Genomic DNA, 25,456 nt, shown 5'->3' with positions numbered 1-25,456 from the left:
CGGCTCACCGAGGTCCGAGCCCGGCGCGCCCCGAGGCCCCGGGGTTCCGGGGCTCGGAGTCCAGGGGGTCGGGGTTCCGGGGTACCGTCACCCACCCGTCGTCGTCGATGCTGAGCCACGCCGGCGCGTCGGCGGGGCAGCCGGGCGGCGACACCGTCGGCAGGACGAGCACGAGCTCCCCCCGGGCGAGGTCGGTCGCGTCGTCGATGGCGGCGGCGACGACCGTCGCGGAGGAACCGCCCAGACCGTCCACGACCCGCATTCCCGCCCCGACCCGCGCCGCGAGGGCCTGCGCGGTCTCGACGCGCGAGGGCGCGGCGAGCACGAGGGCGACGGTCGCGTCGAGGGGTCCGGGCCAGGCGTGCGGCGCGTCCGCCCAGGAGGCGTCGACCGCGCCGGCGTCCCAGCCGGGGGGCACGACGAGGACGGTGGCCGGACACTGCAGATCGCCCATGCCCCGACCGTAGACCCGGCGCGTCGAGGGCGTCTGGGAGGATGCGGGAATGGTCAACCTCAGCCGGATCTACACCCGCACCGGGGACTCGGGCACGACGGCCCTCGGCGACTTCAGCCGGGTGAGCAAGACCGACCCGCGGCTCGTCGCGTACGCCGACGCGAACGAGGCGAACGCGGCGCTCGGTGTGGCCGTCACGGTCGGGGGGTTGAGCGAGGAGATCCGCGAGACGCTCACCCGTGTGCAGAACGACCTGTTCGACGTCGGCGCCGACCTGTGCAACCCGCTCGCGACCGCCTACGAGTACCCGCCCCTGCGGGTCCAGGAGCGCTGGATCGACGAGCTGGAGGCCGACTGCGACCGCTACAACGCCGACCTGCCCGCGCTGCGGTCCTTCATCCTGCCCGGCGGGGGCCCCGGCGGGGCCTACCTCCATCTCGCCTGCACGGTCGTGCGCCGGGCGGAGCGGTCGGCGTGGGCGGCCGTCGAGGCCTACGGCACCGAGCCCGCGGACGGGGACCGGCCCGGCGGAGTGAACCCCCTTGCGGCGACGTACCTCAACCGGCTCTCGGACCTGCTGTTCATCCTCGCGCGCGTCGCGAGCGGGCCCGACGGCGACGTCCTGTGGCGGCCCGGCGGCGGCCGTGCGGAAGCGCCGGAGCGGCGGGGCCGGGCGCGGCGAGAGGACGAGGGCGCTGGCGACGCGTCCGGCGAGTGACGCTGCGCCGCTCGCCGCGGCCCGACCGGCCGCTCAGCCCGTGACGGGGAACCGCGGTGGGCCGGCCTCGGCCCAGGCCCGGAAGGCCGTGTAGCTGCCGATCGTCATGACGATGGCCAGAGGGGTCGGCTCCCCCGCGACCTCGACGGGGACCTGCACGCTGGAACTCGTCGTCCCGTGCGGGCTCGCGTCCTCGTCGACGGGCCGGGGGGTCCCGATGTCGAGCCCCCAACGGGCCCACCGGTGGTCGGGGCGCGGGGTGACGCCGAAGAGGCGGTACCACTCGAGGGTGTCCACCGTCATGCGCATCATGCCGACCCGGGGGCGCGACGTGCCCACGACCAGGGTGCACAGGGCGAGTTCGGCGTCCTGCGCGATGAGGCGCCGGCGGAGCAGGGTGACGGCGACGAAGACGCCGAGGAGGAGCAGGGCACCGACCAGCACTTCGGCCGAGATCAGCACCCCGCTCATCGGGTCAGGAGCCGCTGCGTACGACCGACTCGGCGACGACCGTCACGTGGTCGCTGTCGACGGTCATGAAGCCACCGTCGATCTCGACCGTCGTGTCGTCGCCGCCCTCGGCGCGGATGTGGACCTCGCCGGGCGCCAACGCCACGAGCATCGGCTCGTGACCGGGCAGGACACCGAGGTCGCCCTCGACGCTGCGGACCCGCACCATCCGGGCCTCACCCTCCCAGACCTTGCCGTTGGCGGCGACGAGCTCGACGTTCAGGTTGGCCACGGTGATCCTCCGGGTAGACGCTGCGGTCCGGGCAGTCTATCGCCCCGGCCCGTCGCCACCGCGCCCCTTCCCGCCGCCCCCGCGGCTCGACTGCCCGGGCGCCGCGCTCGCAGGCTCGTAGGCTGGGGCTCGAGCCCCGAACTTCCACCACGACAGGACAACTCATGCCGCTGAAGGCCATCGCCCGGTACGTGCGCGACGTCGTGCTCCCCCGGGAGCGACTGCGACTGGCCTTTCCTCACGCCCACATCGCTCCGTCGTTGGCGTTCTCCGGCGACGTGGCCCGAACGTCCCTGGGTGACGGCGTGACCTTGTCGGGCCCGGCGGTGGTGTCCGTCACGAACGGCGGTGGCCTCACCGGAGCCACGTTGAGCATCGGCGACCGCACGTACGTGGGTGAGTTCAACAACATCCGATGCGCTGGCGCCCGCATCGAGATCGGGTCGGACTGCCTCATCTCCCAGTTCGTCACGCTCGTCGGGTCCAATCACGGCACCGAGCGCGGTACACCGATCGCCCGACAGCCGTGGTCCGGTGACGGCGTCGTCATCGGCGACGACGTCTGGCTGGGGGCAGGAGTCACCGTGCTTCCCGGAGCCCGGATCGGATCCGGGGTCGTCGTCGCCGCGAATTCGGTCGTCCGCGGAGCCATCGAGCCGGGAACGATCGTCGGCGGGACGCCCGCGCGCGTGCTCGGGTCGCGTTGACAGGCTCCGACGGGCTTCTTCGGGCAACGGCGCTAGGGTGGGCCACCGAACCGTATAGCTATGTCGTGCAACGCCTTCGAGCCAGGCCGACCTGCTGCTCGCGGCACCGTGAACCTCGAGGAGAAGCGTGAGCTCCACCCCCACCAGGGAGACAACCCTGGCGTCACCCATCGGGTCGCTGATCCGACGCTGGCCACTGGCACTTGGCCTCGTCCTTCTCCTCGGCGCGCTCGGTGCCCTGATCGGCAGCCGGCTCCCCGCGACGTACACCGCGGAGGCCCGCGTGGCCGTCGGACCGGGTGACATGAGCGCCGGAGCCATTGCGGGCTTCCCGCAGTCGACGCGGTCGATGGCCGAGGACTACTCCCGCTGGGTGACCCAGAGCGGTTTCGTCGACGTCCCCGCAGGGACGTCCGTCTCCGCGTCGCCGGTACCCGAGTCCAACGTCATCCGCGTCTTGGCGGAGAGCGGCTCCGAACAGGAGGCCCTCGGTGGGGCCGACGCGGCCGCCGAGGCGCTGGTGGCGTCCGTCAACACGGCCCGCGAGGAGACGGACCCGCAGGCGACGTTGGCACAGGTGAAGCAGGCTGCAGCGGCCTGGGCAGCGGCCAAGACCGAGCTCGATCGGGCGACGACCGAGTTCTCCCGGGTCAACGGGAACCGAAACTCCACCAGTGCCCAATACAACCGCACGGCCGCGGCCGTGACGAAGGCGCAGAGCAACGCATCCGTGCTCGAGGTGGAGCTGGAGGCGCGCAGCGAGAAGTACAAGTCACAGATCGCCGCGACGTCTGCGTCCGCCGACCTGCGCACGATCGCAAAGGCGGCCGTCATCTCGGACACGGGCCGCTCCTCGATGCAGCGCTACGGGGTCGTCGGGGCCGGCCTCGGCCTGCTGCTGGCGTTCGTGATCGCCGTCGGCCTCGACCGCCGACGGTCGTCGCGCGCCCGATGAGCCGGGCGGCCGGGAGATCGGACCGGATCCCCCTCCACACGTGGGCGCTGCTCGCCGCTCTGGTCGGCTCGATGTTCTCGGGGTTCTGGGGCCTCCTCGGCGTCCCACTGCCTCTGGATCGAGTCGCCTTCGCCGGAGCGGTGCTCCTGCTCGTTCTCGACCCGCACCGCCCGCGCCTGCGCTTCCAGTACGTCTACGTCGTCATGTTCGCGGTCGTGGCGTGGACCGCCGCGTCGGCCCTGACCCACGGCACCCTCTTCCAGGCTGGTCCGGCGTTCGCGCTCCTCGATCGGATCATCGTTCCACTAGGAATGTTCGCCCTCGGGGCGCTGGTCTTCACCACGACGCGGCGCCGTGAGCTGCTGCTCATCGTGTTCTCGGTGGTCGGCGTCTATCTGGGTCTGACCGCAGTCTTCGAGATCATCGGCCCCTCGTCGCTCGTTCGGCCGCGCTACATCATGGACGAGAGCGTGGGCATTCTCTTCGGACGGGCCCGGGGTCCCTTCGCCGGCGCCGAGGCGAACGGGATGACACAGGCGATGTGTCTCTTCATGGCGGCGTTGTTGTGGAGCCGCACCCGTGGCCGTACCGGTCTTCGGGTGCTGGCGGGCGCCGCCATCGTCTGCACGACGCTCGGGGTCGCCCTGGCCTTGACGCGCTCCGTATGGCTCGCCGTCGTCGTCGCCGTGCTCGGAGTCGGTCTGCTCGTGCCCGCGGCGCGACGGCGGCTACCTGCCGTCGTCCTGGGCACGATCGGATTCGTGGTGGTGCTCTTCGCGGCCGTCCCGGGGCTGGGTGACGCGTTCAGTGAGCGCCTCACCATGCAGTCCTCGATCTACGACCGCCAGAACACCAACGCCGCCGGCCTGCGCGTCGTGGCCGAACGCCCGCTGGACGGAGTGGGGTGGCAACGCTTCGTGCGCGTCGTCGACGACTGGGTCCGGCAGGACCCGAACTACCCACTGTCGAACGTCGCCATCGAGGTCCACAACGTGTTCCTCTCCCGCGCGGTCGAGACGGGCATCCTCGGCGCGGTCCTGTGGATCCTGGCCGTCCTGCTCGGCCCCGTCGCGGTCGCCGCTCGCCTACCCCGCCGGGTCCCCGGGAGTGAGTACCAGGGCTTCGCGCTGCTCCTCATCGCTCTTCTGGTGGTCTGGTTCGTTCCGTCGATGACGAGCCCGAACCCTTATCCCCTGCCGAACGACCTCATGTGGCTCGTTGCCGGCATCGCCGGGAGGCCGGAGCTGGTCGAGAACAGCGAACTCGACGACGAGCCTGACCTGTCGCGCGCAGCGGACAGCCGAACCCTGTCAGCCTGACGTGGACGGGGAGGGCACGTCCTCGGGCGCCCCGTATCCCGCCTCGAGCACCTGCAGGCGATCCCACGGGAAGTCGTCCAATTGTGCGTAGTCGGGGACGTCGCCCAGGATCGCCTTCCACGGGTCGGTGCCGGTGCGCTGCCGCTCCGCCTGTCCGCTCTCGGCCCCCAGCCCCACGGTCCCTGACGTCTCCGTGACCAGGAATCCATACGTCTGCGCCGCGCGCGCGACGGCCTTGCCCAACGGGGTCAGGTCCAGCGCGTTCACGTCGATCGACGGATCGAGGCGCAGGCGGGCGCCCATGGGGATCGATGCCGGCGAGTCGCCCTTCCCGTCGCTCCGGTTGGCCGGGTAGTAGACGCGGGACGGCGAGCCGACCGTGCGCAGCCCGATGTTGATCGCGTGATCGATGCGGCCGCGGCGGGCCTCCTCGACGCTGATCATCGACCCGACCGTGGCCAGACCCGACGCCGACGCCCCGAAGGGGTTCGGGAAGGCGCCGTGGCTCTGGGCCAGCCCGTCGATGCGGCCTCCCCAGCACGCGGACCACGTGCCCGCGGCGTCCTCCTTGGCGACCCAGAACTCCCACAGACGGTCTGCATCCGGGGACCACACCGTGAGAGCACCATCGGTCCCCTTGGCAGGGGCAGCAGCGTCGGGCATGGGGACGTCGACGAAGTACTTGGGCCCGTCGTACAGACCGTCCGGTACGTCGGGCTTCTTCTGGCAGTTGTCGAAGGCGATGCGGACGGGGCGCGTGTCGGCGTCGGCCACCCACAACGTCGAGTTGTAGTGCCCGGTGTTGAGCGCCACGGAACCGTTGCTCGCGGCGATCTGTCCGAGGAGATCCCGCATCATGTCGGTCGAGTTCCCATGGACCGGGGCATGCGAGACGTCGGTGAGGAACGGATTATCCGGCGGGGACCCGAACAGCTTCGACGGCGTCTTCGCCAGTTCAGCGGGAGACGGGGCCGAGGTCGTCGGGGAGGGCTCAGGCTCCGGCCCGGCACAGGAGGCGGTGAGAATCGCACCGACACACAGAGCTGCCAACCACCGGGCGGACCGGCGTGGACGCCTGCGGGCCCCCACGGGTCGCGGCGCATCGATCATCGAGACGTCTCCGACAGGCGCTGGGCCTCCCGGCGAGCGTAGACACGGCCGGTCACGGGCAGCCGCTGCAGGGCCAGGGCCTTCAGACGCAACCGTCGGTCGGACGGGGAGAGGCGTGCCGCGAGACCGAGGAGGCGCGCGGCCTCCGCGGTCCTGCCGGCTGCCAACTCGACGGCGGCCGCGTCGATGTACTGGGCCGCGGTGTCGTGCTCGAGCATGAAGTCGAGCCGGTCACGTTCCTGGGGCGTCATGGACTCCCCGAAGCGCTCGCGCAGTCGACCCTTGAGGAGTTTGTCGTACTCCGCCATCCGAGCCGAATCGGACGAGAGGGAGCCGGGCGTGAGCCGGTAGCAGGCGGTGGGGCGCTCCACCCACGTCAACGTCCACCCCGCGAAGATCGCTCTCGCCCAGAGGTCGTAGTCCTCCATCAGACGCATCTCGCTCGAGAATCCACCCAGTTCTTCCCACATCGCTCGAGGGAAGGTCGAGAAGATGCTGGCGATGTTGCCCTCGAGAATGCGCATCCGCTGGTGCTCGGACGGGACGGCAGCCGGGCGAGTGTAGATGCGCCGCCCGGGGATGATGCCGTGCTTCGACAAGAACCATGCATTGGAGGAGACGAACGTCCGCCCGCCACCACGCCGGTCGAAGGCCTCGACGGCGTCGCCCACGTGCGACGGCAGCAGCATGTCGTCGGAGTCGCAGAGCGTGACCAGCTCTCCACTGCTCGCCTCGATGGCAGCGTTGCGTGCCGCGGCCAGCCCACGGTTCTCCTGATCGACGACGACGACGCGATGCCGTGTCGAGGAGTTGCCCAGAGCGTGGGCGTGGGCGATCGCGGAGGTCGCGTCGGAGGATCCGTCGTTGCACACCACGATCTCGACCCGGTCATAGGTCTGGGTCAGGGCACCCGTCAAGGCAGCCCCGAGGGTGTCCTCCGCCTGGTAAGCGGGAACGATGACACTGACGAGGGGACGTGGTGGCACAGTCGCGCTCCGGAAGTCTCGGGGGAACTCGGTCGGAATGGCCACCCACGACGATCGGTAGCGATCGGGTGAGCGGCCGACGGGCCACCGGCCCACACTGCCCTCGGCCCCGGTGATCCATTCTACCCAAAGCAGATTCGTCGCACCGGGGTCACCTCTGCCGCAGGATGTCCCGCAGACGCCCGAGACCGACCGCCTGGTGCAGGTAGAGGACGAACGCAGGAGCGGCGGCCAGTCCACACGTGATGAGCCCGAGCGGCCCCAACGGAACGACCGGACCGACGAGCTGGTTCGCCCCCCAGGCGAGGGCCAGGGAGAGACCGAGAGCGAGGAAGGTTGCGGGGACGTGGACGTCCCGCCACGGCGACGGGACGGGCGTGTCCAGCCGCGCCCTGATGCGATGCGTGAGGAAGGCGTTCGCCACGAGCTGCGCCCCCGCGGTCGCGAGGACGGCACCGACGACTCCGAACGGACCGATGAGGGCCAGGGTCGCTGCGAGCTTGACGACGAGGAACACGATGTTCTGCGACAGGTCGAAGCCGGCCCGTCGAAGGACGAGACACCAGATGATCTGAACTCGAGGAAGCAGGGAGAAGAGGTGCGCGACCAGGAGGATCGACGCGACGATGCCCGGCAGGTTGGAGCCGAGGTGCAACCAGGCGATCACGCCGAAATACGCCGCGGGTGCACCGGCGGCGATGAAGCCGGTCACGCCGCGCACCCAGATCCGCTGGAGCCGTCGGCATTCCTCCAGGGCATCCGCGGTTCCGCGCTCGCCCACGGCGCGCCCGAGAATGGTCTCCATGGGTCCGACGGCATTCAGCGGCACTGTGCGGAGCTGTTGGGCGAATGTCGACCCGGGACCGAAGAACCCCATCTGCTCCGGACGCACCTTGCCGATGATGAGCGTGTCGGCCTGCTGCCCGATCATGCCGAGCAAGGAAGACCCCTGCACCTTCCCGGCGTAGACGAAGAACTCGTGGAAGAGCGCGCGGTCGATGAACCCGATTCCCTTCCGCCTCAGGTGCCGGAAGGCGGGAGGAACGATGATCAACGTTCCGAGCGCCTGCTGGCAGACGAAGGTCCAGGCGATGCCGCGGAGGCCGGCTCCCGACTCGACGGTGAGGACGAGGCCGACCGTGTAGACGAGGTGACCCATCAAGACCGCCACGCTCGCCACGACGAACTGCTGCTGTGCGAAGAGCACCGACTGGAACAGACTTCGCAGTTGCAGCACTCCGAGGAGGATCACCTGGGTGCTGAGCAGGAAGGCGGCGCCCGACTCGTCCTGCTGCATCGCGGGGTAGAAGTCGATGATCGCGGGTATGAACGCGTAGAACGCACCGAAGACGACCAGGACGCCGACGCCGACGACCACACCCATGGTCGTAACCAGTCGAGTCGCTGCAACCTGGTCACGCTGTCCCGCGTAGATGACGAGATACCGGGTGACGCTCGGCCCGATTCCGCCGTTGAACGTCCCCATGAGCGCCTGAACGGAATTCGCGATGAGGAAGATGGTGTACATCTCCAGTCCGAGCCCGTGGATGATGTAGGGCGTCAGGACGAGGTTGATGATCAGCGGCGCGAACTGTGACAGCGCCTGCCAGAACGTCCCCTTCAACAGCACCCGTGTCACGGACGGGCGGTGTTCCCCGCCGTCGACCGGCAGCGGCTCGGCGGCGACAGGCTCCCCTGGCGTCGGCCGCGACTCGTCCGGCGGCAACTCCGGATCACCCGGAGGGGTGCCCGCCGTCATTCACTCCCTCCGCGGACACGGGCGCCCAGTGGCGCCCTCGCGGTCGTGGAACAGGGTGATGTCACGCGGATACTGTAGGCCAGGAGCGACATTCGCCCCTCCTCCGCAGCGGCCGCACCGACCACGCGCCCAGACTCCGCGTGAACGGGCGGGATGGCTCGGGGATGCACCCGACAGGACTCCGCCCATGACGACACCCCGGCACTCGACGCCTGCCGACGGGACACCGGACGACTCGGATCGTTCCGAGCCGCCCCGTCCGACCGTCCGCACCCCCGCCGCGACAGAGCCGCTCGTCACCGCCGTCGTGCCGGCGTTCCAGGCCGCCGACACCATCGGCGCCACCCTCACGGGCCTGCTGACCCAGACCTACCCGCACATCGAGGTCCTCGTGGTCGACGACGGTTCGTCCGACGCGACGTCGGAGGTCGCGTCGGCCCACGGCGAGCGAGTGCGCGTGATCCGCCAGCAGAACGCCGGCGTGTCGAGCGCACGGAACGCGGGCGCAGCGGCCGCACGAGGGTCCTTGCTCGTCTTCTGCGACTCGGACGACGTGCTCCTCCCTCCGGCCGTCGAAGCCATGGTGCGCGCCTGGCGGGAGGCCGGCGCCGGCCGTCGGATCGTCAGCTGCAACGCCTACCCGCTCACGGTGGAGGGCATCGCGCCGGACCGCGCACGGGTCATGGAGTTCTTTCCGGCACCGGAGCGACAGCGGCAGGCGATCCTGGCGACGAACTTCGTCTCGACGATCGCTCTGATCCCGAGGGACGTCTTCGACGAGCTCGGCGGATACGACACGACCCTGCCCGTTGCGGAGGATTGGGATCTGTGGCTTCGGGCGATCTACGGCGGAGTGGAGATCGTCTTCGAGCGGCGGCCCCTGGCCCTGTACCGCTGGCGACGGGGAAGTCTCTCCTCCGACGGTGAACGAATGCTCACCGGCGAGGAGTCCGTCTTCCGCCGATTCATCGAGACCGAAGGTCTCGACCTGTCGGCGCAGGAGCGCGAGATCCTCCAGGACCGACTCGACCGCGGTTCCCCGTGGCGCAGCCGCGCAGCCGGCGATCGAGCCCTGCGGTCCGGTGATGCCCGGACCGCGGCACGGGAGTACCGCCGGGCCGCCGGCTTCATCCGCCACGATCGCCGACTGCGGCTACGCGCCTGGAGCCTGACTCTCGCCCCGGCGAGCGCCGGGCTGTGGCGCCGTCGGGATCGACGCATCGACGAGGCGACGGGTCTGAGCGAGAGCGGACCCGGGGCCGGGTCGCCGCCTTCGTGACCCGGCGTCAGGCGCTGTGCGCGTCGGCGGACCCCTGGTAGACCGCCAGGGTCGCCGCCACGATCCGGTCCCAGTCCAGCTCCTCCAGGGCCGGCGATCGGGTGGGGGTCGTCGACGGGTCGAGAGCCGTGCGCAGGGCGGCCGAGTCCTGGCCGTCTGCCGCCAGGACGATCCATCCGTCTCCGACGATGCTCGCGAGCTCCCGCATGACGGGGGTATCCCGCACGACGGTCCGGCGCGCGAACGAGGCTCCGAGCACCGCGACCCCCGAATTGAGGGAGGTGCCGGGCGGATAGGCCGCGTACAGCACGTCGCACGCCGTCAGGAGAAGACCCACGTCCTCCTCGGACACACGCGTCGCACGCAGGTCCACGCGCGGGATCGAGCCTGCGAGCGCCTGCAGTTCGCGCGTGTACGTCTCGTCCTTCGACTCCCCCACCACGACCAGGCGTGCGTCCTCATCGTCGAGCGCGGAAAAGGACCGGATCATCGCGTCGATGCCCTTGTACCGTCGCAGCTGCCCGAACTGCAGGACGACAGGTCCGTCGCCCGGGATCCCGAGGCGGGCCCTCGCCTCGGCGCGATCCACGTCGTGCGGGTAGTCGTCGCGATAGTGCCCGTGCGGGACGACGTGCACCCGAGCCCGCCGCAGTTCCGGAAAGTGTCGGCGCAACGCCGGCACACCTGCGGCACTGAGACTGATGACGTCGGTGACGCACGCGGAGAAGACCCTCTCGTACAGCCTCCTGAGGCGTGGCATGGTGCGGTCGTGCGCCCCGAGGTCGTGTGCCGTCCACACGATCTTGGTTCCGCGCAGGCGGGCGATGGTGAGGTAGGCGGTCAGGCGGCCGACGTCCAGGATCGCGTGCGGGCGGTCACGCCAGTCCAACAAGTAGGCGGGCCAGTTGACGTGGATGGCGTCCAGCCTCGCCAGCATCCCCCGGCGCGTGTAGGGCACGAGTTCGACCCCCGCGGACGACAACCCTCGAGCGAGGTGGTCGACGTAGGGATTGCCTGCCGCCCCGAGCGTGGGCGGATGGAACATGACCCTCATCAGCGGCCCCCCTGGTGCGCTCCTCGGTCTCCTGTCAATGACAATAACGTTGTTCCGCAACGACTCTCGCAGGTCTGTCGGCCCCGACGCGTCGCCGCGGGCCACCGGCGGTTACGTAGACTGAGGCCGACCTGCCCGTGCGACCGTCGATCTCGAGGAGCGTGTCCCGTGGCGTCTTCCACGCCGGAACCGGCCGCGTCCGTCGTCATCCCCGCCTATCAGGAGGGGCGAGTGATCGGCCGGTGCCTCGAGGGGTTGGCCCGGGCCGGGACACCTCCGCTGGACGTGGTCGTCGCCGCCAACGGGTGCACGGACGACACTGTCGTCGTGGCTCGTCGCTACGCCGGTGTCACGGTGCTCGATCTTTCCCGACCGGGCAAGGCCGGCGCACTGAACGCGGGTGATGCGGCCGCTCGCACTTTTCCCCGGATCTTTCTCGACGCCGACATCACTCTGTCGCCCGACGCGCTCGGGGGCATGATCTCCGCTCTCTCGGTCTCGGACGCGCGGGTGGCGGCGCCGCACGTGCGCTTTCGGACCGAGCACTGTTCCTGGGCCGTCCGCGCGTACTACGACGTCTACCGAGAGCTTCCCTACGTACGGTCCGGCCTCGTCGGCCTCGGCGTCTACGGCCTGTCCGAGGCGGGACGTCGGCGCTTCTCCGACTTCCCGGCGCTGGAGGCGGACGACCTCTTCGTCCAGCGCCTGTTCACCGCCGAGGAGCGGGTGGTCACGGACGGGTGGTTCGACGTGCACGCGCCGCGGGATCTGCGCAACCTCGTCGCGGTGCGGACGCGGGTCGCCCGGGGGAACGCCGCGCTGGCTCGGGCCGGAGACGACGACGTGGTGGGCGGATCGGCGGGCGACTTCTCCACATCGACCACGGCGACCCTTCGCAGTCTGTTTCTCCTGGTCTTGCGGCGCCCTCGCCTGTTGCCGGGGGCAGTGGTCTACGTCGGTGTGGTGCTGGCCGGACGACGGGCCGCACGGGCCGCCGCCTCCACGCCCTCGACGGCCTGGGACCGGGACGAGTCCACACGATGACGGCCCAGCATCCACGACCGGCCTCGTCGGGTCCTGATCGCGCCGCGCCGGGTCCGGCCCGGCACCGGGTCGCGTATCTCGTGAGCAAATACCCGGCGATCTCTCATACCTTCATCGAGCGTGAGATCCAGGCGGTGCGCACCCAGGGGGTAGAGGTCGCGACGTTCTCGGTCCGACCATGCCCCGAGGACGAACTGCGTTCGTCGGAGATGCGGGCCGAGGCCGCATCGACCACGAATCTGTTGGACGACGTCGCCCGGCGGTTCCCGGGTGCCCATGCGCGATTGCTGCGGCAGCGCCCGGCCGCCTGGGCCTCCGGGCTGCGCCGCGCGCTGTGGTCCGGCGACCGCACGGCTCGAGCACGCCTCTGGCAGACCTTCTACTTCGCCGAGGCGGTCGTGCTCCTCGACGAGCTGCGGCGGCGAGACATCCGGCACGTCCACGTGCACTTCGCGAACGTCTCGGCCGACGTGGCGCGGCTGGTCGTCCACCTCGGTCGCATCATCGACGGCCCCGACGCCGGATGGCGCTGGTCGATGACGATGCACGGCCCCACCGAATTCGAGGCCGTCGAGAAGGTGGACCTGGCGGCCAAGGTGGCCTCGGCCGACGGCGTCGCGTGCATCAGCGATTTTTGTCGGAGCCAGCTGATGCGGCTCGTGGCACCGTCGCAGTGGCCCAAGCTGCACGTGGTGCGCATGGCGGTGGACCCGCGCCGGTATGTGCCACCGCCAGGGGGCAGGGACACCACGGGAGACCGCCCCCTTCGCATTCTCGACGTCGGTCGCCTGGTTCCCGAGAAGGGTGCACCGGTGCTGATCGACGCGGTGGCCGAGCTCCGGGACGCCGGCGTGGAGGTGGAGGTCCGCATCGTCGGCGGCGGTGAGCTCGAGGACGATCTGCGCGACCAGATCCGTGCGCGTGATCTCGGCGATCGCGTCAGCCTCCTCGGGCCGATCGGGCAGGACGACATCCTCGAGCAGTATCACTGGGCCGACGTCTTCGTCCTCCCGTCGTTCCAGGAGGGGCTGCCCGTCGTCATCATGGAGGCGCTCGCCACCGAGCTTCCTGTGGTGACCACCCGGATCGCCGCCGTCGAGGAACTCGTGGAGGACGGCAGGATGGGCCGGGTGCTCCCGCCCGGGCGAGGCGACCTCCTTGCCGGCGCCCTGGCCGATCTGGCACGCGATCCGGACGCCCGCGCACGCATGGGCCGCACGGGCCGCGATGCCGTATTGCGCTCGTTCACGACCGACACGACTGCCGGCCCGATGTCCGACTTCCTCGCCGGGGTCGGCTCACGCCGGTCCTGATCCGCCCCCCTACCGACGAACGAGAAGGAGCGCCCTGATGTCGCTGGCTCCCACCTATTGGAGCGGTCGCTTCGCGCGCTGGCCCGCCGCAGAACCAGCGGTTCCGGGCTACAGCCTGCTCATGCCGGTGCCCGGCGACCTGCCCGTCTTCCTCGAGCTGGCCATGGCCACGTGTGCGACCCAGGAGAGCGCCCACCGGGTCGAGACCATCGTCGTGCCCGACCGGCCGACGAAGGCGATCGCACAGGTCCTCGAATCACGCCGGTCCAGGTGGAACGGGCCCATCTCGATGCGGTACTTCCCTCACCCCGAACGGCACCTCCTGCCGGCACTGCGCAATCCGTTCCACAACTACGGCATCCAGCTCATCACCGGGGTGTCGGCGGCGCGCGGCACGCACGTCATCCTCCACGACGCCGACCTCTTCCTCCTGCGGCCGGGTGCCTTGGACGACCGGTACACCAGGACCCGGGACGAGGGCCTGTTCGTGTCGGGCGTCAACTCGGTATGGGACGAGTGGTACGCGTCCAAGGACCTGACCATCGCGGCCACGTGGGAGCTGTGCGCGTCGCGGGACTGGCTCAGATCGTTCCCGCCGCACATGCACATGGGGCACGAGAGCGAGCTCTTCGGCGAGCAGCACGTCTTCGACATCACCCTGCACACCCAGGCCCTCAGCGACCAACGACGCATCGCGATCCACGAACAGGATGACGCGATCGTCCACTTCAACTACGTCATCGCGACCTACCGGCACTTCCAGAAGTCGACGTCGACGTTCGCCGACGACCGCTTCCGGCTCCTCCTCGTGCGGATGTTCGTCGACCTGTTCGCTCAGGAGCCGTACGACTACAAGATGCCGACGATGAGCGACCTGGCGGACGGGTTGACGAATCCCGAGGCACGCGTCGTCTACCCGAGCCCGACGGAGGCCACCTCCGCCGAGTACCGCGACTTCCGAGGCAAGATCGAACGCATCCTGACGGGCGCGTGGGTCCCGCCCGGGAGGGCGGACGCCGTCGCGACCGCCATGGCTGCCTTCGACGCCCACTACTCCTGAGGGCCCGACAGAGAGCCGCTCAGGCAGAAGGCCGGCGCGCACCGGACAACCGGCGCCTTGCCGCGCGGGCACACATGTGTACCGCGAACCGCACTCCCCGCGGGGTCCACGCGCGTCCGGGCACGAGGCGAACGGCGCGCACGAGGTCGCGCGTGGCGCCGTGGTGCGCGAAGACCTGCATGAAGGTGACCGCGGCCGCGACCCGGGTGGCGTCGTCGAGGTCGGCCCGGGCTGCAAGCGCGACGACGTGGCGGTGTCCGCTGAGGACGGATGATCGACGCCCGGAGATGCGGACCGGATCGTCGTCGTCCACGAGATACCTGACGAGGTGCTCACGGACGCAGACCAGGCTCGTCACCTGGTTCACCCGGAGATAGAGGTCCCAGTCCTGACACGACTTCAGGGAGGGGTCCGGGCCACCGACGGCGTCCAGGGCGGTGCGTTCGACCATGATCGTCGAGTAGCTTCCGAGCCAGTTGCCCGCGTACAGCGCCGGCACGGCGAGTCCCTCGAGGGTCGGCTCCACGCGAGAGCGCTCGGCCCCGTCGGGCGATTCCATGACGTACCACGTCGCGCACAATCCGTAACCGGGTCCCTTGTCGACCAGGGCCTGCACCTGACGCTCGAGCTTGGTCGGCAACCACACGTCGTCGCTGTCGAGAAAGGCGACATAACGGCCGGTGCTGTGCTCGATCCCCGTGCGACGTGCCGCGTTGCCGCCACGATTCACGTCGTGGACGACGAGACGGATCCGAGGATCGCCGATCTCCTGCACGACGCGATCGGTCCCGTCGAGCGAGGCGTCGTCCACGACGACCACCTCGAAGTCCTGCAGCGTCTGGTCGAGAACACTGCGAAGCACCGGACCGATCTTGTCGGCCCTCTTGTAGGTCGGCACCACGACCGAGACCAAGGGCACTTTCGTCGCATCTGGCGTGCTGATGTCACTCACTGAGAACTCCGTTCACATCGTCGACCCCCGCAGGCCGGGACGCCGGTCCGTCCCGGACGCCCACTCCCATGACAACCCCGACAAACCCCCATGCGTCACAGGTCGTGAACTCTGGGTGTCCCGACCGGTCTCGCCGGAGTTCCGGCATAGGTCCGGTGGGGTTCGGTGTCGTTCGTGACCACGGCGTTGGCGCCGATCCGGCACCCTTCACCCAGGACGACCGGCCCCAGGATCACGCAGCCGGCGCCGAGGTACACACGATCCCCGACCGACGCGGCCGGGCGGCCGTCCTTCACGCCGATGGTCACGCGGTGGTAGATCGTCACGTCTCGTCCCAGCGACACCGAGGGATGCAGGATCACGCCGCGGCCGCCGTGCTCGAGCTTCAGCCCCGGACCCGCCCAGGCTTCGTGGGGGAGCTCCGCGCCCATCAGGGCCTGGGTCCACACGAGATCGGCGACGAGAACCATCCGCCGGACGACCCAGCAACGGGCGCCGCGCGCATACCTGAGGCACTGGCCGGCCCGCCAGATGTCGAGAGTGACCCGGGAGAACAGGTAGTGACTACGTCGATCGTCGGCCCGGCGCAGCTCGCGGAAGACGTCCCACACCTGCGGCCACGACGTCGGGCGCGCGGCAACATCGGACTCCACGGTCACGGTCACCTCCCAGCGGGCTCGCCTCGCTCCGGCACCGTGCCGTCGGCGGCTCACCAAACGCCAGTTAACCTGATTCCCATGGGAGACAGTGGCATCGGGGGCTCCAAGGAGCGTCCCGGGTCGGATCGGCGGGCCGCGCCCGGGTCCTCGTCGGCGCTCGATTGCGGCGAGGTCGGCGTTGGTCGCGCCGTCGACCGTCTGGCCGGTGTCGTGGCCCTGGCGGTCGCCGCTCCCCTGGCCATCGCCCGGGCGGCGATGGCGGAACGCGAGACCGGTCGCGTCTTCGACGAGCACCGCAGGCTCGGACGCGCGGAGCGGCCCATCGTCATCCGTTCGTTCGCCGGGACGGCCCGTGGACGTCGCATCCCGTACGCCCTGTCGCTCATCGTCGGAGACCTCAGGGTCATCGGCCCCCGGCCCCTGCATCCTGCCGATGTGATCGGGCGGCGTGACCGGGATCCCGCCGTCGAACCCGGATTGCTGTCGCCGCAACGCCTTCGGGCCCGAACAGGGATCGCCTACGGTGTCGCCGAGGACGAGCCGATCGACCAGGCGTTGTTCCGGCCCCGCAACCTCGCTCTGGTGGCGCGCTACGTCGTCGCCGAGTTGCTCGGCGGAGGCGGGCGACCTACACCCGAACGCTTCGACCTGCTCGGCGTCGAGCTCGACAATTCGACGATGGACGAGACCCTGCACTGGGCGGTGCAGCAGGCTCAGGCCGCGAGGACCGCCGTGCTGACCTTCGTCAATCCGGACTGCCTGAACCAGGCCATCGACAACGCCGCCTACCGAGACGTCCTGTCCCATGCCGATCGAGTCATGCCGGACGGGATCGGCATCAAGGTGGCCACCGGGTTCCAGGGCATCGACGTCCGCGAGAACGTCAACGGGACCGACATGTTCCCCCTGCTGTGCGAACAGGCGGCCGAGAACGACTTGTCCCTGTTCCTGCTCGGCGCCCGGGACGGCGTCGCCTCGGCCGCCGCGAGCGAGATGCAGAGGCGGTACCCGACCCTGCGCATCGCGGGGACGCATCACGGATACTTCGGCCCGACCGACGAGGCCGAGGTCATCGACCGGATCAACGCCTCCGGGGCCGACATCCTTCTCGTCGCGTTCGGTGTGCCGCTCCAGGAGATCTGGCTGGACCGCCATCGCGACGCGCTGCGGGCCGGCCTCGTCCTCGGCGTCGGCGGACTCTTCGACTTCTACTCCGGACGTATCCCGCGCGCGCCACGATGGGTCCGTGAGGTGGGGATGGAGTGGGCCTGGCGGCTCGCTCAGGAACCGCGTCGCATGTGGCGCCGATACGTCATCGGCAATCCGCTGTTCCTCTCACGAGCATGGCGGGACGCCCGGAACAAGCGGGCCACACGGCCCACCCGCCCCGAGCGCCCCGGTCTGCTCGGCTACGGATACTACGGCGACGAGGGCCGCCCGTAGTCCACGGGCAGGGCCTGCACCTTGCTCCAGGGGAAGTTCTTCATGACCTCCCAGTCCCGCCGGGCCACGTAGGTGTCCCACGGGTTGGCGCCGGTGAGCACCGCCTCGTGGTCGCCGGCCTCGGTCGACACGGCGACCGAGCCACCGTTGTCCGTGACGACGAACCCGTACTTCTGCGCGGCCTCCGCCACCAGGCGCCCCACGGGGGTCAGGTTGAGCGTATCGAGGTCGAGCGACGGGTCGAGCCTGAGCCGTTGCCCCTCCATGACGGCCGCCGGGTCCGAGGAGGTGCCGTCGGTGCGGTTGGCGGGCCACGAGAAGCGCCCCGCCGCGGGCCCCGGCACGGACAGGACGAGCGCGTGATCGATGCGGCCCCGCTTCACGTCCTCCAGGCTGACGATCCCGGGCGTGACGGCGATGCCCGAGGCGCTGGCCCCGAACCCGCTGGGGAAGACTCCCTGGTTCTTCGAGACCTGATCGATGCGGCCGCCCCAGCAGGCGGACCACCGCTTCGTGGTGGCGGAGTACTTCATCTGCCAGAAGTTCCACATCTGGTCGGTCTTCGCGTCGTAGATCGTCATGGCACCGTCCGTGCCCTGGGACGTGACGGCGGTGTCGGGAACAGGCACGTCGAGGAAGTATCCGGGCCCGTCGTACAAGCTGGGCGGAGGAGTGGGCCCGCAGGAGTAGTCGACGGTCACGCGGCGCACGCCGGCCGGAACCGGGTAGAACGCGATGTTGAAGTGGTAGGCGCTGAAGGCGGCGATGCCTCCATACCGCGAGGAGACCTGCGAGGTCAGCCAGGACGACACCGCAGCGGAGTTCTCGGCCACGGGAGCGTCGGCGACCGGTGTCGTGAAGAAGCTGTCGGGCGCGAGTTTCACCAGGCGGTGAGGGGCCGCTTCCGGCACCAGGACCGGGTTCGTGGACGTCACCTCGATCGCAGACACGAGGGGCTCGTCGATCTTGCGGAGGAACGTGAGATCGAGCTCCCCGTCGGTGACCTCGACGTCGAAGGTGACGTCGTGGGCGACGCCGTGACCGACTCTCGCCGCGACGTCCACGCCGGATTCCCGGACCGCACCCTCGGCGGCGATGTCGAAGACGCGCTTGCCCGCGCTGAAGAAGCTGTCCTCCGCCATGAGCAGCCTGACGCGGTAGGTCGAGGACTCGGGCACCGGCAGGGTGTACCCCTTCACGCCCCAGACGTTCGCGCGGTACAGGTCGTCGTCGGTCGTCCCCCCCACGTCGCCGGTGAGCTTCGTCGTGGCGTTCCAGGAACCCAGAGTCGCCGACCACCGCGACCACCGGTGTCCCTCGAGATCGGTGTAGGCCGTGGGTCGCGCCACCATGCGCGAGGTGAAGATCGCCCTCTCGACCGGGCCGCTCTCCTCCTCGTCGGTCCCGTCGTCGACCACCACGGGCGGGCCGGTCGGCGGCGTGGGGGTGGCCGTCGCCGGGATGACCTCGATGGCGGAGACGGTCGCCTGATCCTTCGTGGCGACGAAACCCAGATCGAGAACCCCGTCGGTGACCTCCACCTGGAACTGCGGTGCGAAGGCGGACTTGATGCCCGAGGACTTGTAGATGTCGACCGCCTCGAGAGCGGGGCGGCCCTCCGCCGTCACGTCGAAGAGGCGCTGCCCGACCGCGGTCCAACGTCCTTCGGTCGTGAGCAACCGGACGGTGTAGGTACCGGGCGACCGGACGGGGGTCTTCCACCCCGTCATGCCCCACGTCGACGTGCGGTAGAGCTCGTCGTCGTCGGTACCGCCGATCGCCGCTCCGGCCAGCGCCGTCGACGTGCGGTATGGGCCGGTGTATCCGAAGGCCGGTGACCACGTCGCCCCCGCCGCGTCACGCACCGCGGCCGGACCGGCGACCATCCGCACGTGCCCGTCCTCGGTCTGGGCCGGTGGCACCCACGTCACCTCCACCGCCGCGATCAGGGGCATGTCGACCTTTCGGACGAAGCCCAGGTCCAGGCGGTCGTCGACGACCTGCGTCTCGAAGGTGATGTCGTGAGCCGTGCCGAACCCGGCCGCGGCGACGAGGTCCACGGCGGACGCCACGGTGTTGCCCTCGGCCGTGACGTCGAAGACCCGACGCCCAGCCTCCGTGAAGGTGTCCTCGGCGGCGAGCAGCCGCACCCGATAGCGGCCGCTGACCGTCACCGGGATCGTCCACTTCGTCGCCCCCCACGCGTTGACCTGGTACAGACGGTCGTCGGTGGTGCCGCGAACGTCCTTGCCGAGGAGGCGCGTCGATCGCTTGTCGGTGTCCAGCTCGGCCGGCCTGGCCTGCCAGATCGCGCCGGCAGCGTCGGTCAGCGGGGCCGTGTCGGTGGTGAACCTCACGGGCGCCGGCGCATCGACGACGCTCGGGTGGGCCGCTACAGGGGAAGACCATAGCGAGGCGGACGCGACGATCGAAGCACACGCGGCGAGCACGATGCTCCGCCGACGTCGAGATCTGGGCATGACGAGATGTCCCTTCCGTGGGATCAGGTGAGAACGACGGAGGGGTCGAGGAGGTGAGAGGTATCAGGGACGGCCGTAGTGCATGGGCAGGATCTGCGCGTGCTGCCACGGGAATCCCGCCAGCGCGTCGTAGGCCGGCCCCGCGAGGAACGTGTCCCACGGGTTCTGGCCCGTGCGGCGCTTGGCGAGATCGCCGGCTTCCGTGGCCACCGCGACGGCGCCGCCCTTGTCCATGACGATGAAGCCGTACTTCTGAGCCGCCTCGGCCACCATCCGCGCGAACGGCGTGAGCTGGAGCCGATCGAGGTCCAGGGCGGGGTCGAGGCGGATGCGCTGGCCCTCGGCGATGGCGTCCGGGTCCGTGGAGATTCCGTCCGACCGGGACGCGGGCCACGAGACCTTGTCCCATCGGGCCACGTCGATCAGCGAGATGCTCATGGCGTGGTCGATCCGCCCGCGGAGCATGTCCTCGACGGTGATCATCCCGCCGGCGACGGCCAGGCCGGAGGCGCTGGCTCCGAAGTAGTTCTCGAACGCCGGACGCGTCACCGTCGACACCTTGTCGATCCGGCCGCCCCAGCATGCTTCCCACGCTCGCGTCGTCGTGTTGCGCCGCATCTGCCAGAAGTCCCACATCTGGTCGGCGGCGGGGTCGTAGATCGTCATCTCGGCGTCCGTACCGGCCGCCGGAGTCGCATCCGCAGGCACGGGGACGGACACGAAGTGCTTCGCACCGTCATACAGACCCGACGGAATGTGCTTCTTCTTCTGGCAGTCGTGGAATCCGATGGTGATGCGCTTGGTGCCCCTGGGAGCGACGTTGAAGCCGACGCCGTATGCGTAGGCGCTGACACCCGCGGTGCCGCCCCAGTGGTTCTGGACCTGCTTCGTGAGCTTCGCCGCCGCGGCGGCGCTGTTCGGAGCGAGCGGGGCCGTGTCGACGCGAGTGGTGAAGACGTTCCCCGGTGCGAACCGCACGGCCTGCGTGGGCGCGGGGCCGGCGGCCAGGTGGGCAGGGACCGTACCCGTCACCTCGATCGCAGCCACCAACGGCTCGTCGACCCTCTTGACGAAGGACAGGTCGAGGCGGCCGTCCGTGACGGGCACCCGAGCGACGATGTCATGGGCAGCGCCCCGACCGACGGCCTTGGCGATGTCCACCCGCGAGCCGACGGTCCGCTTCTCGGCGACCACGTCGAAGACGCGCTTGCCTGCTCGGTCGAAGGTGTCCTCGGCGGTGAGGATGCGAACGGTGTAGGTGCCCGGGGCAGGCACGGGCAGCGAGTACCCCTTCACACCCCAGGCGTTGACCTGGTAGAGGGCGTCCTGTGTCGTGCGGGTGACGTCCTGGCCCACGAGCCGGGTCGACTGCTTGCGCGTGCCGAACGTCACCGGGCGCGGAGCCCACTTCTTGCCGGCGGTGTCGGTGAACGTCACGGCGCGGGCCGTCACCCGGGACGCGAATGCGGTGGAGCTCGCGGCGGTCCGCGCGGCAGCCTGCGTTGCCGTGCCGCGGGCGGCCCGGGCGATGCGGTCGTCGGCGCTGGTCTTGGCGACCTTCTGCGGCGCCCGCGGCGAGGTGCCGGTCGCGGCGAGGGCGGGGGCGCCGGTCAGAGCGGCCAGTGCCGTGACCACTGCGGCAACGATGGGGACAGAGGTACGAGGGCGTGGGTGACGCATGAAGATGCCTTCCGTGGCGGTGCAGAATGTCGGATCCTTCGACGTCTGACCCATCGTCGCTCGACCCCCGCATCTGAGCCGGGACGGCATCCCCCGCGACCGCCGAGAGCGGGAAGAACGTCGAGGTGCGCGCGGCGCCAACCCTTCTCGACGTACACAACAGCGGGGTGACGAACGTCACCGCACACCGACGACGTCCACCCCCCACGCTTCCGACGTCGACCCCGCACCCCGAGCGGCTCAGTCGGCCACTCGGCGAGCCCGCTCGAGGTCCACCAACGCATCGGCAGCGGACACGACGACCGGATCGACGTTCGGTGGCATCTTGCGGACGAACGCGGCGTCCGACGTGGCGGCTGCTTCCACCAGGTCGAGGTCCACCCAGTCCGGACCGGGTGCGCCCACGGCGAAGCGCTTGGCCGTCGTCCGGCGGATGCTCGTCCGTAGACCGGAAGCCACGAGCACGGAAGAGACGAAGAACTCGTCGGGATTTCGTACGGTCTTGAAGAAGGACGTGATCTCAGGGTCCTCCCCCGCTCGAAGAACCGCCGCCACGGCGCGGTCACTGAGCGTGGTCCACGCTGATGCCTTGACGATGGGAAGCGGCGGTGTCTCGCGCCGGCGCGTCCCGACCCACCACCGGGTCCGCATCTCTCTCGTGACCGGATAGATCTCGAGGTGATCGCCGGCCAGCGCGCTGACTGTATTCGCCAGGGTCCGTGACAACGCGTGGATGAGCCGCGGGGTTCGCGCGGGCTCACCGATGACCCGCCAGACGAACTCGTGGTTTCGGGGCTGAGCGGACATCGGGTCGAGGAGCATGTCCGCGCCTTCCGCTGCAAGCTCGTCCTCCCACGCCTCGAGATCCCGAACGGGGTAGTCCTGGCCCGAGACGACGACGTAACGGGCCGCCGGGACGATCCGGCGGGCAGCTCGCAGAGCGTCGATTTGCATCTCGACCATGGACCAATCGCCCCACTCGACGGCGACGTCGCTCCGATACGACACTCCACCGGCCGACTCGATGTCGCCCGAGGCGAAAAGACTCGCGCGATGGTGTCGCACCAGGATCGGGGCGCCCGGAGAGAGCCGACGAATCCTGCGCACGAGCCGGAGGACACCCTGGGGATCCGTGTGGCACAGGATCACGTACGCACACCGGGCGGTCATATCCCGCACGATAGACGCGGTGGGATCGCGCGGCTCTGCCATCCGGCGCGGACACCGCAAGAGGTCGGTCCCGCCATGCGGCGGAACCGACCTCTCACTGTGCCACGGGCAGCGCCCGAGGTCAGCTGTGCTTCTCGAGCTCCTTGGCCTGACGCTCGACGTCGTCGAGGCCACCGCACATGAAGAACGCCTGCTCGGGGACGGTGTCGTAGTCACCGTCGCAGATCTTCGTGAACGCCTCGACGGTGTCCTTGAGCGGGACGGTCGAGCCCTCGATGCCCGTGAACTGCTTCGCCACGTAGGTGTTCTGCGAGAGGAAGCGCTGGATGCGACGCGCGCGGTTGACGACGATCTTGTCCTCCTCGGACAGCTCGTCGATACCGAGGATCGCGATGATGTCCTGCAGCTCCTTGTTCTTCTGCAGGATCGACTTCACCCGGACCGCCGTGTCGTAGTGGTCCTGCTTGATGTACCGCGGGTCGAGGATCCGCGACGTCGAGGTCAGCGGGTCCACGGCCGGGTAGATGCCGAGCGAGGCGATCTCGCGGCTGAGCTCCGTCGTCGCGTCGAGGTGCGCGAACGTCGTGGCCGGGGCCGGGTCGGTGTAGTCGTCGGCCGGCACGTAGATCGCCTGCATCGAGGTGATCGAGTGACCGCGCGTCGAGGTGATGCGCTCCTGGAGCACGCCCATCTCGTCGGCGAGTGTCGGCTGGTAGCCCACCGCGGACGGCATGCGGCCGAGCAGCGTCGACACCTCGGAGCCGGCCTGCGTGAACCGGAAGATGTTGTCGATGAAGAGCAGCACGTCCTGGTTCTGCACGTCGCGGAAGTACTCCGCCATCGTCAGCGCCGACAGCGCGACGCGCAGGCGGGTGCCCGGCGGCTCGTCCATCTGGCCGAAGACGAGGGCGGTCTGGCCGAGAACCCCGGCCTCCTCCATCTCGACGATGAGGTCGTTGCCCTCACGGGTGCGCTCGCCGACCCCGGCGAACACCGACACACCACCGTGGTCGCGGGCGACGCGGGCGATCATCTCCTGGATGAGGACGGTCTTGCCGACGCCCGCACCGCCGAAGAGACCGATCTTCCCGCCGAGCACGTACGGCGTGAGCAGGTCGATGACCTTGATGCCCGTCTCGAACATCTCGGTCTTGGACTCGAGCTGGTCGAACGCGGGGGCGCCGCGGTGGATACCCCAGCGCTCCTTGATGTCGAGCGTCTCGCCGGTGCCCTCGAGGTTGAGGCACTGCCCGGTCGCGTTGAACACGTTCCCGAGGGTCACGTCGCCGACGGGGACCGTGATGGGGCCACCGGTGTCCTGCACGGGGGTGCCGCGCACGAGGCCGTCGGTCGGCTGCAGCGAGATGGCGCGGACGAGGTTGTCGCCGAGGAACTGCGCGACCTCGAGGTTGATCTTCTTCGTCTCGCCGGAGAGCTCGACCTCGGCGGTGAGCAGGTTGTACATCTCGGGCATCGCGTCGGCGGGGAACTCGACGTCGACGACCGGACCGATGATGCGGGACAGCCGACCCTGCCCACCCTGGTGGGCATCTGGCTGGGTCGTCTGGGCAACTGCAGTAGACATGCGCGGTGCTCCTCGGATGTGGGTGGGTTACTTGGCGTCCGCGAGGGCGTTGGCGCCGCCCACGATCTCACTGATCTCTTGCGTGATTTCCGCCTGGCGGGCCTGGTTGGCCAGCCGCGTGTACGTGGTGATGAGGTCCTCGGCGTTGTCCGTGGCCGACTTCATCGCGCGCTGGCGCGCCGCGAGCTCGGAGGCCGCCGCCTGCAGCAGGCAGTTGAAGATCCGGTGCCGGACGTACTGCGGGAGGACCGCGTCGAGGACCTCCTCGGCGCTGGGCTCGAAGTCGTAGAGCGGCATCTGCCCGCCCTCGTCGCGCCCCGACCGCGCCGTGTCGGTGTCGGACCCGGTCGCGTCGTCGACGACCTGGATCGGCAGCAGCCGCAGGGAGCGGGGCTCCTGGGAGACCATGGAGACGAACTTCGTGTATACGACGTGCACCTCGTCGACGCCCCCCTCCTCGGCGAGGAACTCCTCGACGAGACGCTCGGCGATCTCGCGGGCGCGCTCGACCTGCGGCGCGTCCGTGTTGCCCTCCCACGACTCGGCGAACTCCCGGCGGCGGAACGAGTAGTAGCCGACCGCCTTGCGGCCGTACAGGAAGGGGACGACCTCCTTGCCCTCCTCCGTCAGCCGCGTGACGAGCTGCTCGCTCGCCTTGAGGACCGCCGAGGAGTACGCCCCGGCGAGCCCGCGGTCGCTCGCGACGATGAGGACGGCCGCGCGCGTCGGGTTCTCGGCCTCGGTCGTCAGCGGGTGGACCACGTCCGAGTGGCCGGCGACCGTGGCGAGGGCCTGCGTGATGGCGTCCGCGTACGGCGTCGTGTCGTCGACCCGCTGCCGGGCCTTGACCACGCGCGAGGCCGCCATGAGTTCCATGGCCCGCGTGATCTTCTTGATCGACTTCACGGAGCGGATGCGCTGCCGGTACTCCCGGATCTGCGCTCCCATAGTGTTCCGCCTCTCCTACCTGTGGTTCTCGATCGGGAT

General features: G+C 69.9%; 23 protein-coding genes. 9 read left to right on the top strand and 14 right to left on the bottom strand.

Features of this window, described 5'->3' with window-relative positions; translation table 11 throughout:
* Positions 1-4: 4 nt before the first annotated feature.
* Positions 5-454, bottom strand: coding sequence for a hypothetical protein (locus tag ICW24_RS04230; RefSeq protein WP_226344468.1), 450 nt, complete (start codon positions 452-454; stop codon positions 5-7).
* Between the two features lie 49 nt (positions 455-503).
* On the opposite strand from ICW24_RS04230, the gene ICW24_RS04225 reads away from it, so the two are divergent.
* Positions 504-1,172 (top strand): cob(I)yrinic acid a,c-diamide adenosyltransferase, encoded by a 669-nt coding sequence (locus ICW24_RS04225; protein ID WP_226344467.1) that lies wholly within the window; start codon positions 504-506, stop codon positions 1,170-1,172.
* 33 nt (positions 1,173-1,205) lie between these two features.
* Here ICW24_RS04225 and ICW24_RS04220 read toward each other — a convergent pair whose 3' ends face one another.
* Together ICW24_RS04220 and ICW24_RS04215 are read right to left on the bottom strand one after the other, a co-directional pair.
* Complete coding sequence (locus ICW24_RS04220; protein ID WP_226344466.1) at positions 1,206-1,643, bottom strand: DUF2550 family protein; 438 nt, start codon at positions 1,641-1,643, stop codon at positions 1,206-1,208.
* A 4-nt stretch (positions 1,644-1,647) separates the two neighbouring features.
* Entirely contained in the window at positions 1,648-1,914 is a 267-nt protein-coding gene (locus ICW24_RS04215) for a F0F1 ATP synthase subunit epsilon (RefSeq protein WP_226344465.1), read from the bottom strand.
* A 164-nt stretch (positions 1,915-2,078) separates the two neighbouring features.
* Here ICW24_RS04215 and ICW24_RS04210 point away from each other — a divergent pair, with 164 nt between their 5' ends.
* The 3 genes from ICW24_RS04210 (at position 2,079) to ICW24_RS04200 (ending at position 4,895) form a co-directional block, all read left to right on the top strand.
* Positions 2,079-2,621 carry an acyltransferase gene (locus tag ICW24_RS04210; RefSeq protein WP_226344464.1) on the top strand — a complete coding sequence of 181 codons (543 nt, stop codon included), beginning with the start codon at positions 2,079-2,081 and terminating at the stop codon, positions 2,619-2,621.
* A 127-nt stretch (positions 2,622-2,748) separates the two neighbouring features.
* Complete coding sequence (locus ICW24_RS04205; protein ID WP_226344463.1) at positions 2,749-3,576, top strand: SH3 domain-containing protein; 828 nt, start codon at positions 2,749-2,751, stop codon at positions 3,574-3,576.
* A complete protein-coding gene (locus ICW24_RS04200; RefSeq protein WP_226344462.1) occupies positions 3,573-4,895 on the top strand; it encodes an O-antigen ligase family protein in 1,323 nt (440 codons plus the stop codon). The genes ICW24_RS04205 and ICW24_RS04200 overlap by 4 nt, the downstream gene beginning before the upstream one ends.
* On the opposite strand, the gene ICW24_RS04195 is transcribed toward ICW24_RS04200, so the two are convergent.
* From ICW24_RS04195 to ICW24_RS04185, 3 genes are all read right to left on the bottom strand, one after another.
* Entirely contained in the window at positions 4,887-5,753 is an 867-nt protein-coding gene (locus tag ICW24_RS04195) for a hypothetical protein (protein ID WP_226344461.1), read from the bottom strand. The genes ICW24_RS04200 and ICW24_RS04195 overlap by 9 nt on opposite strands.
* Positions 5,754-6,001: 248 nt before the next feature.
* On the bottom strand, positions 6,002-6,991 hold the full coding sequence (locus tag ICW24_RS04190) for a glycosyltransferase family 2 protein (protein ID WP_226344460.1): 990 nt from the start codon (positions 6,989-6,991) through the stop codon (positions 6,002-6,004).
* 151 nt (positions 6,992-7,142) lie between these two features.
* Complete coding sequence (locus tag ICW24_RS04185) at positions 7,143-8,630, bottom strand: lipopolysaccharide biosynthesis protein (RefSeq protein ID WP_226344459.1); 1,488 nt, start codon at positions 8,628-8,630, stop codon at positions 7,143-7,145.
* Positions 8,631-8,937: 307 nt separating this feature from the next.
* On the opposite strand from ICW24_RS04185, the gene ICW24_RS04180 reads away from it, so the two are divergent.
* A complete protein-coding gene (locus tag ICW24_RS04180) occupies positions 8,938-10,029 on the top strand; it encodes a glycosyltransferase family 2 protein (RefSeq protein ID WP_226344458.1) in 1,092 nt (363 codons plus the stop codon).
* Positions 10,030-10,036: 7 nt separating this feature from the next.
* Here the strand turns inward: ICW24_RS04180 and ICW24_RS04175 are convergent, their stop codons facing one another.
* Complete coding sequence (locus tag ICW24_RS04175) at positions 10,037-11,083, bottom strand: glycosyltransferase family 4 protein (RefSeq protein ID WP_226344457.1); 1,047 nt, start codon at positions 11,081-11,083, stop codon at positions 10,037-10,039.
* Here ICW24_RS04175 and ICW24_RS04170 point away from each other — a divergent pair.
* The 3 genes from ICW24_RS04170 to ICW24_RS04160 all read left to right on the top strand — a co-directional run bounded on the left by ICW24_RS04170 (position 11,066) and on the right by ICW24_RS04160 (position 14,500).
* Complete coding sequence (locus ICW24_RS04170; protein WP_226344456.1) at positions 11,066-12,127, top strand: glycosyltransferase family 2 protein; 1,062 nt, start codon at positions 11,066-11,068, stop codon at positions 12,125-12,127. The two genes, ICW24_RS04175 and ICW24_RS04170, sit on opposite strands and share 18 nt — an antisense overlap.
* Before the next feature lie 209 nt (positions 12,128-12,336).
* Positions 12,337-13,440, top strand: coding sequence for a glycosyltransferase family 4 protein (locus ICW24_RS04165; protein WP_226344455.1), 1,104 nt, complete (start codon positions 12,337-12,339; stop codon positions 13,438-13,440).
* A 37-nt stretch (positions 13,441-13,477) separates the two neighbouring features.
* Positions 13,478-14,500 carry a glycosyltransferase family 2 protein gene (locus tag ICW24_RS04160; protein ID WP_226344454.1) on the top strand — a complete coding sequence of 341 codons (1,023 nt, stop codon included), beginning with the start codon at positions 13,478-13,480 and terminating at the stop codon, positions 14,498-14,500.
* A 19-nt stretch (positions 14,501-14,519) separates the two neighbouring features.
* Here ICW24_RS04160 and ICW24_RS04155 read toward each other — a convergent pair whose 3' ends face one another.
* Both ICW24_RS04155 and ICW24_RS19620 read right to left on the bottom strand, forming a co-directional pair.
* Entirely contained in the window at positions 14,520-15,419 is a 900-nt protein-coding gene (locus ICW24_RS04155) for a glycosyltransferase family 2 protein (protein WP_226344453.1), read from the bottom strand.
* Positions 15,420-15,547: 128 nt separating this feature from the next.
* Positions 15,548-16,111 carry a DapH/DapD/GlmU-related protein gene (locus ICW24_RS19620; RefSeq protein WP_226344452.1) on the bottom strand — a complete coding sequence of 188 codons (564 nt, stop codon included), beginning with the start codon at positions 16,109-16,111 and terminating at the stop codon, positions 15,548-15,550.
* A gap of 78 nt (positions 16,112-16,189) precedes the next feature.
* On the opposite strand from ICW24_RS19620, the gene ICW24_RS04145 reads away from it, so the two are divergent.
* A complete protein-coding gene (locus tag ICW24_RS04145) occupies positions 16,190-17,554 on the top strand; it encodes a WecB/TagA/CpsF family glycosyltransferase (RefSeq protein WP_226344451.1) in 1,365 nt (454 codons plus the stop codon).
* Here the strand turns inward: ICW24_RS04145 and ICW24_RS04140 are convergent.
* From ICW24_RS04140 to ICW24_RS04120, 5 genes are all read right to left on the bottom strand, one after another.
* The gene (locus ICW24_RS04140) at positions 17,530-19,911 is read right to left on the bottom strand and encodes a malectin domain-containing carbohydrate-binding protein (protein ID WP_226344450.1); all 2,382 of its coding nucleotides are present in this window, start codon (positions 19,909-19,911) and stop codon (positions 17,530-17,532) included. The two genes, ICW24_RS04145 and ICW24_RS04140, sit on opposite strands and share 25 nt — an antisense overlap.
* A 186-nt stretch (positions 19,912-20,097) precedes the next feature.
* Positions 20,098-21,669, bottom strand: coding sequence for a malectin domain-containing carbohydrate-binding protein (locus tag ICW24_RS04135; protein WP_226344449.1), 1,572 nt, complete (start codon positions 21,667-21,669; stop codon positions 20,098-20,100).
* A gap of 285 nt (positions 21,670-21,954) precedes the next feature.
* Complete coding sequence (locus ICW24_RS04130) at positions 21,955-22,884, bottom strand: beta-1,6-N-acetylglucosaminyltransferase (RefSeq protein ID WP_226344448.1); 930 nt, start codon at positions 22,882-22,884, stop codon at positions 21,955-21,957.
* 121 nt (positions 22,885-23,005) lie between these two features.
* Positions 23,006-24,469, bottom strand: coding sequence for a F0F1 ATP synthase subunit beta (gene atpD / locus ICW24_RS04125; protein ID WP_226344447.1), 1,464 nt, complete (start codon positions 24,467-24,469; stop codon positions 23,006-23,008).
* Positions 24,470-24,496: 27 nt separating this feature from the next.
* A complete protein-coding gene (locus tag ICW24_RS04120) occupies positions 24,497-25,417 on the bottom strand; it encodes a F0F1 ATP synthase subunit gamma (protein ID WP_226344446.1) in 921 nt (306 codons plus the stop codon).
* Between the last annotated feature and the right edge of the window lie 39 nt (positions 25,418-25,456).

This window comes from Agilicoccus flavus (assembly GCF_014857905.1).
In the GTDB taxonomy this organism is placed as follows: Bacteria; Actinomycetota; Actinomycetes; order Actinomycetales; family Dermatophilaceae; genus Agilicoccus; species Agilicoccus flavus.
The sequence above is the reverse complement of the archived record's forward strand: the minus strand, read 5'-3'. Positions and strand labels throughout refer to the sequence as shown.

Bases quoted from the DNA above. Each gene is read 5' to 3' on its own strand.
- ICW24_RS04210 (WP_226344464.1), top strand. From the start codon at position 2,079: ATGCCGCTGAAGGCCATCGCCCGGTACGTGCGCGACGTCGTGCTCCCC.
- ICW24_RS04145 (WP_226344451.1), top strand. From the start codon at position 16,190: ATGGGAGACAGTGGCATCGGGGGCTCCAAGGAGCGTCCCGGGTCGGAT.
- ICW24_RS04170 (WP_226344456.1), top strand. From the start codon at position 11,066: ATGGAACATGACCCTCATCAGCGGCCCCCCTGGTGCGCTCCTCGGTCT.
- ICW24_RS04225 (WP_226344467.1), top strand. From the start codon at position 504: ATGGTCAACCTCAGCCGGATCTACACCCGCACCGGGGACTCGGGCACG.
- ICW24_RS04120 (WP_226344446.1), bottom strand. From the start codon at position 25,417: ATGGGAGCGCAGATCCGGGAGTACCGGCAGCGCATCCGCTCCGTGAAG.
- atpD (WP_226344447.1), bottom strand. From the start codon at position 24,469: ATGTCTACTGCAGTTGCCCAGACGACCCAGCCAGATGCCCACCAGGGT.
- ICW24_RS04180 (WP_226344458.1), top strand. From the start codon at position 8,938: ATGACGACACCCCGGCACTCGACGCCTGCCGACGGGACACCGGACGAC.
- ICW24_RS04175 (WP_226344457.1), bottom strand. From the start codon at position 11,083: ATGAGGGTCATGTTCCATCCGCCCACGCTCGGGGCGGCAGGCAATCCC.
- ICW24_RS04160 (WP_226344454.1), top strand. From the start codon at position 13,478: ATGTCGCTGGCTCCCACCTATTGGAGCGGTCGCTTCGCGCGCTGGCCC.
- ICW24_RS04130 (WP_226344448.1), bottom strand. From the start codon at position 22,884: ATGACCGCCCGGTGTGCGTACGTGATCCTGTGCCACACGGATCCCCAG.
- ICW24_RS04200 (WP_226344462.1), top strand. From the start codon at position 3,573: ATGAGCCGGGCGGCCGGGAGATCGGACCGGATCCCCCTCCACACGTGG.
- ICW24_RS04220 (WP_226344466.1), bottom strand. From the start codon at position 1,643: ATGAGCGGGGTGCTGATCTCGGCCGAAGTGCTGGTCGGTGCCCTGCTC.
- ICW24_RS04165 (WP_226344455.1), top strand. From the start codon at position 12,337: ATGCGGGCCGAGGCCGCATCGACCACGAATCTGTTGGACGACGTCGCC.
- ICW24_RS04230 (WP_226344468.1), bottom strand. From the start codon at position 454: ATGGGCGATCTGCAGTGTCCGGCCACCGTCCTCGTCGTGCCCCCCGGC.
- ICW24_RS04195 (WP_226344461.1), bottom strand. From the start codon at position 5,753: ATGATGCGGGATCTCCTCGGACAGATCGCCGCGAGCAACGGTTCCGTG.